Raw genomic sequence first — 5,402 nt, 5'->3', positions numbered from 1 at the left:
ATGCTCGATTCCATTCCGATGGTCTGCATCACCGGCAACGTGTCCAGCAAGGTGCTTGGCACTGACGCGTTTCAGGAAGTGGACATCACCGGCATCACGCTTCCCGTGACGAAGCACAACTTCCTTGTGAACAAGACAGAGGACATTGCGCACGCGATCCGTTATGCATTTCAAATCGCGGTGAGCGGGCGCCCCGGGCCTGTGCTGGTCGACATCACCAAGGATGCGCAGCAGGGCACGGCGATCTTCGACTTCGAAGCTGCCAAGCCGCGGGCATATCGTCCGCACCCCATGCTGCACGTGGAAGAAAGCGGTCTGAAGCACGCGGCGGAGCTGATCAAGAATGCAAAGCGACCGGTGATTCTTGCCGGGCATGGCATTTCCGAGTCAGGCGCGATGGAGCAGGTGCAGACGCTGGCAGAGCGCGCGCAGATTCCGGTGGCGCTCACGCTGCTGGGACTCGGCAACTTCCCTGCCTCGCACCCTCTGAACCTGGGCATGATGGGCATGCACGGCGAGTCGTGGGTGAACACAGCAATTCAGGAAGCAGATCTGCTGATTGCCTGCGGCATGCGCTTTGACGATCGCGTTACCGGCACGCCCAGTACCTACGCGCTGAAGGCCAAAAAGATTCACATCGAAGTCGATCCTGCCGAGGTGAACAAGAACGTCAAGGTTGACGTTGCCCTCGTGGGCGATCTGCGCGCGGTGCTCGAGGAACTGTTGCCGCGTATAGCCGGCCGCGATGGCTCGGCATGGCTCAAGACCATCGAATCCAGCAAGGGCGCGGTGTCTGTCCGCGATATCAAAAACCTTCCCGACTCCGGCCACCTGTACGCCGCGCACGTGATGCACGATCTGTGGCGCATCACCGGCGGCAATGCAATTGTCGCAACCGATGTGGGTCAGCACCAGATGTGGGAGGCGCAATACTTTCATCACGAAACACCCCGCTCGCTCGTCACTTCCGGCGGACTCGGCACGATGGGGTTTGCGTTGCCGGCGGCGATCGGCGCGAAGATGGCTTGCCCGGACAAGGAAGTCTGGGTGATCGCCGGCGATGGCGGATTCCAGATGACCGCTTCGGAACTCTCGACCATCGTGCAGGAGAAACTAAACATCAACATAGCCGTCATCAACAATGGCTATCTCGGTATGGTGCGCCAGTGGCAGGAGTTCTTCTACGAGAGCAACTACGAAGCCACGCCGTTGGTAAGTCCAGATTTTGTGAAGCTCGCCGACGCACACGGCATCGCGGGCCGCGCCGTGACGACGAGGGCTGAAGTTGCCGATGCTGTGAACGAGGCGCGCAAGACCGATGGGCCCTTCCTGCTGAATTTCATGGTGGAGAAGGAAGATTCGGTATACCCGATGATTCCAGCCGGCAGCGCATTGCACGAGATGATTCGCCGCCCCGGAAAGAACCCGCTCGTCGAGTCGGCAGACGACCAATAAGACAGCTGCCAGCTCCTAGCTTCTAGCTACTAGCTTCTTCGTACCAAGGCGAATTGTCTCGCATGGAAACGACGGAGCAAGACAGACCAGAGAATAGCTAGAAGCTAGCGGCTAGAAGCTAGAGGCTTTTATGTTGCACACATTCGTAGCGTACGTTGAAGATCTGCCGGGCGTGTTGACGCGCGTGGCTTCGTTGTTTCGGCGGTTGAATATCAACATCAGTTCGCTCACCGTGGGACGCAGCGAACGCGTTGGACTGTCGCGTCTGACGCTGGTTTGCGAGGCATCTGAAGAAGCGGGGCATCGCATTCGCGCCAGCCTGTTCAAGCTTGAAAATGTTGTCGATGTGGATGACATTGCCAAGGCCCCCAACGTGACGCGCGAGTTGGCGCTGATCAAGGTGGCTGCTTCTCCGCGCAATCGCGCCCAGATCTTCGACCTTGTCGAGGTCTTCCGCGCCCGCATCGTCGACCTCACTTCAGAATCGTTGATGATTGAGATGACCGGCGTCGAAAGCAAAATTGAAGGCCTGATCGAAGTGCTTCGCGAAGACGACGGTCGTATCCTTGAGATCTGCCGCAGCGGTAAGATGACGATGCGCCGCGGACATCACACCTCAAGCGTGCTGAAAGCGATGGGCAAGGCGTCTGATGAGGATTCACTCCCTGAAGACGCAAGCGAAGATGCGGCGGAAGAGAGCGCGGACATAGAACCGGCATAAACGGCGATAGACTGCCGGATCCCGGTTTGCATCGTATTCGCGCCCCGAAAGGAAATTGTTATGGACCCGGATAGCAAAGCCTGCCCGGTTTGCGGAGAAACCATCAAGGCCGCGGCGATTAAATGCCGCTTCTGCAATACCGACCTTGCCAACTACGCAGCCGCAAAAGAAGTCGAAGCCGAACGCGACCTCTTCGTGGGTCACCCGGCATTGATTTATACAGTGGGGCAACTGACGCCCTTCCTCATCGTAGCCGCGATAACGGCAGCGATCGGCTACGCAATGGCAAAGGGGTACATCGACCAGAACAACCAGTACATTCTTTATCTTTGCCTGTTTTTTCTGGTCTCCTGCGTTGTCATTGGTCTTGTGTACTACAGCAAGAGCCGACGCATTTTTTACGAGATCACCACGCAGCGTATCAAGATTGAGCACGGCATTCTGTCCAAGGTACAGGAGTCGCTGGAACTGTTTCGCATCGATCACTTTGAACTGCGTAAGCCTCTCGGCAGCCGTCTTCTGGGACAGGCGTCGCTGCATATCTTCTCTACCGACGCCGAGCTTGAGAATTTCTCAATTTATGGCGTGCCTCGCCTGGAGGAGCTCGCCGATGAGCTGCGCGAGTGCCAGCTTCGTGAGCGGACGCGCCGCAGCACGACTACATTCTTGAGGGCGTAACAATAGCCCCGCAACAAAATCTCACAACCCGTACGCAAAGGAAAATCAAGATCATCATGGCTAAGACTTACTACGATCACGACGCCGACCTTTCCCTCATTCAAGCCAAGAAAGTGGCTATCATCGGCTACGGCTCCCAGGGCCACGCCCACGCCCTCAGCCTCAAGGACTCAGGAGTTCATGTAAAAGTAGGCCTTGCCGCCAACTCCAAATCCATTGCCAAGGCTCAGAAGGCCGGCCTTGAGGTCGACACTGTCGCCAACGTCACTAAGTGGGCTGATGTGGTCATGGTTCTGGTTCCCGATCAGACCGCGGCCAAGTTGTACGCCGAAGAGATCGCGCCCAATCTCAGCGCGGGCAAAATGCTGCTCTTCGCGCACGGATTCAACATTCATTTCAAGACCATCGTGCCCGCAGCGGGCATCGACGTGGGCATGGCCGCGCCCAAGGCTCCAGGACATCGCGTTCGCGAAGTCTTCACCGAAGGCGGCGGCGTACCCGGACTTATCGCGATTCACCAGGATGCCACAGGCAATGCCCATGCGCTGAATCTCAGCTATCTCAAGGGCATCGGCTGCACCCGCGCCGGAGTGCTCGAAACCACTTTCAAGGAAGAGACCGAAACCGATCTCTTTGGCGAGCAGGCCGTGCTGTGCGGCGGCGTCAGTGCACTCATCAAGGCGGGCTACGAAACGCTGGTTGAAGCCGGCTATCAGCCCGAGAGCGCGTACTTCGAAGTGCTGCACGAACTCAAACTGATCGTGGATCTGATCTATCGCGGCGGTCTCGCCTACATGCGCTACTCCATCTCCGACACGGCCGAGTGGGGCGATTACGTCAGCGGCCCGCGCGTCATCAATGCCGAAAGCCGCAAAGCGATGAAGGCCATCCTCACCGAAATTCAGAACGGCGAATTTGCCAAGCGCTTCCTCGCCGATCAGAACTCCGGCCGAAAAGAATTTCAGGCCTTCCGCGATGCTGAGGCCAAGCACCCCATCGAGATCGTCGGCAAGCAACTCCGCGCCAGCATGCCCTTCCTCGATCCAGTGACGGTAGAGGAAGTGTCGAAGACGCGATGAAGCAGCTTGTAGCTGGCAGCCAGTAGCCTTTCGCTTTGGCCCTGCGGATATGCGACCCGGAAGGGAAGCATCCGCAGGGCTTTTGCTTTCATCTTGAAGGTGTTTCGGGAATTCCGAACTCGACCGGCTCCAATCTTCGTACGCCCATGCACCACGCAAAGGCCCCACCCAGCGTGATGACGGCCGCCACCGCAAAGGCCGGTGCAAAGTGGCCGGTCCAGTCAACAAGGAAGCCGGTGAGCGCAGGACCGATAACTCCAGCCATGTTGGCGATTCCGTTTTGCAGGCCAACCCACTTCCCTGCTGCGTGGGGGCCAGCGAGTGTCTGCGCAAAGGCAAATGTTCCGGCGTTGGCAGTGCCGCTCCCAACTGCGCAAGCGATAAGGCAAGCGAGATAAGTGTGCTCTCCGGCGAATGCGCAGCCCACAAGCGAAACCGCGGCGAGCGTGAATCCGACTGCCATAGCCCACTTGCGGGCCGTGGTCGGACTGGCGCCGCGTCGGATGAATAAATCCGTGATGGTGCCGGTTGCAACAGAAGACAGTGAATCAACCACCCACAGTGCGCCCGCCGCAACCGACATCGCTGCCATTGAAAGATTCCGCTCGTGCACCAGGTAGTACGGCAACCAGCTCATCAGGAAGTAGACGAGGTAGTTTGCGCAGAAGTGGCCCGAAGCTGCGCCCCAGAACGTGCGCTTCCGCAAAATCGCGGCGAAACTCGGCCTGCGCACATCAACATGGGCGCCACCGTGCGCCTCCGGTACTTTCCAGCGGGACCACGCCGGCAGCCACAGCAGACTGGCAACGCCGATGGCAACAAATGTCGAACGCCAGCCGTAACGCGCCATCAGCAGGCCTCCGCCAAGTGTGCCGATCGCCGAGCCCCAGCGCATCGAAGCATTCATCAGTCCATTGGCGAACCCACGGGCGTGCTCCGGCAGATGCTGCGCCATGATCTTCGAACTCGCCGGGAACATCACCGACTCACCGACGCCCAGCAGCAGCCGCAAGGCAAGCAGCGTCGCAAACCCCATCGCCGCCCCGGTCAGCACAGTCGCCAGCGACCACGCAAGAAAGCCAAAAGCCATCAGCCGGTTCGCGCCCCAGCGATCGACAAAAAGCCCCATGACAAACTGCAGCGCGGTATACGTCCAGAAGAACGCCGACAGCAAAATGCCGAGCTGCGATGCGGTCATCCTCCATTCAATCTTCAGCAGCGGTGCAGCCAGCGCGAGGTTCCCGCGATCCACATAGTTGATAAGCACGGAAATGACGAGCAGGACAAGTGTGGGCGCGAAGGCGCGCAGCGCTGTGCTGTCGCTGGAGTTCCCGTTCTTCCCCTCAAAGGTCACAGGTCAGCAGTGTACCGTCCCGCAGCCGGTGAATAGGACAGAATCCCTCCGCATCATCGTTCACGCCAACGAGCACATGGGCAATTGGTAGAGTACGCGCGCATGAACGGCATCG

General features: G+C 58.7%; 5 protein-coding genes. 4 read left to right on the top strand and 1 reads right to left on the bottom strand.

The features are described from left to right. The 4 genes from ilvB to ilvC all read left to right on the top strand — a co-directional run. The coding region (gene ilvB, locus WA354_RS13730; RefSeq protein WP_472813581.1) for a biosynthetic-type acetolactate synthase large subunit at positions 1-1,455 on the top strand (1,455 nt) is incomplete at its 5' end. A 130-nt stretch (positions 1,456-1,585) separates the two neighbouring features. After that, positions 1,586-2,176 carry an acetolactate synthase small subunit gene (gene ilvN / locus WA354_RS13725; RefSeq protein WP_472813580.1) on the top strand — a complete coding sequence of 197 codons (591 nt, stop codon included), beginning with the start codon at positions 1,586-1,588 and terminating at the stop codon, positions 2,174-2,176. A 60-nt stretch (positions 2,177-2,236) separates the two neighbouring features. Then, complete coding sequence (locus WA354_RS13720) at positions 2,237-2,854, top strand: PH domain-containing protein (RefSeq protein WP_472813579.1); 618 nt, start codon at positions 2,237-2,239, stop codon at positions 2,852-2,854. 56 nt (positions 2,855-2,910) lie between these two features. Further along, entirely contained in the window at positions 2,911-3,933 is a 1,023-nt protein-coding gene (ilvC, locus tag WA354_RS13715) for a ketol-acid reductoisomerase (RefSeq protein WP_472813578.1), read from the top strand. 88 nt (positions 3,934-4,021) lie between these two features. On the opposite strand, the gene WA354_RS13710 is transcribed toward ilvC, so the two are convergent. After that, positions 4,022-5,287, bottom strand: coding sequence for an MFS transporter (locus tag WA354_RS13710; protein ID WP_472813577.1), 1,266 nt, complete (start codon positions 5,285-5,287; stop codon positions 4,022-4,024). Positions 5,288-5,402: the final 115 nt, after the last annotated feature.

Source organism: Occallatibacter sp., assembly GCF_049802275.1.
Lineage (GTDB): Bacteria > Acidobacteriota > Terriglobia > Terriglobales > Acidobacteriaceae > Telmatobacter.
Note: the sequence above shows the minus strand (reverse complement) of the source record. Positions and strands in the feature narration are given on the sequence as shown.

Excerpts from the sequence above, each read along its gene's own strand:
- ilvN (WP_472813580.1), top strand. The coding sequence starts at position 1,586 with ATGTTGCACACATTCGTAGCGTACGTTGAAGATCTGCCGGGCGTGTTG.
- WA354_RS13720 (WP_472813579.1), top strand. The coding sequence starts at position 2,237 with ATGGACCCGGATAGCAAAGCCTGCCCGGTTTGCGGAGAAACCATCAAG.
- ilvC (WP_472813578.1), top strand. The coding sequence starts at position 2,911 with ATGGCTAAGACTTACTACGATCACGACGCCGACCTTTCCCTCATTCAA.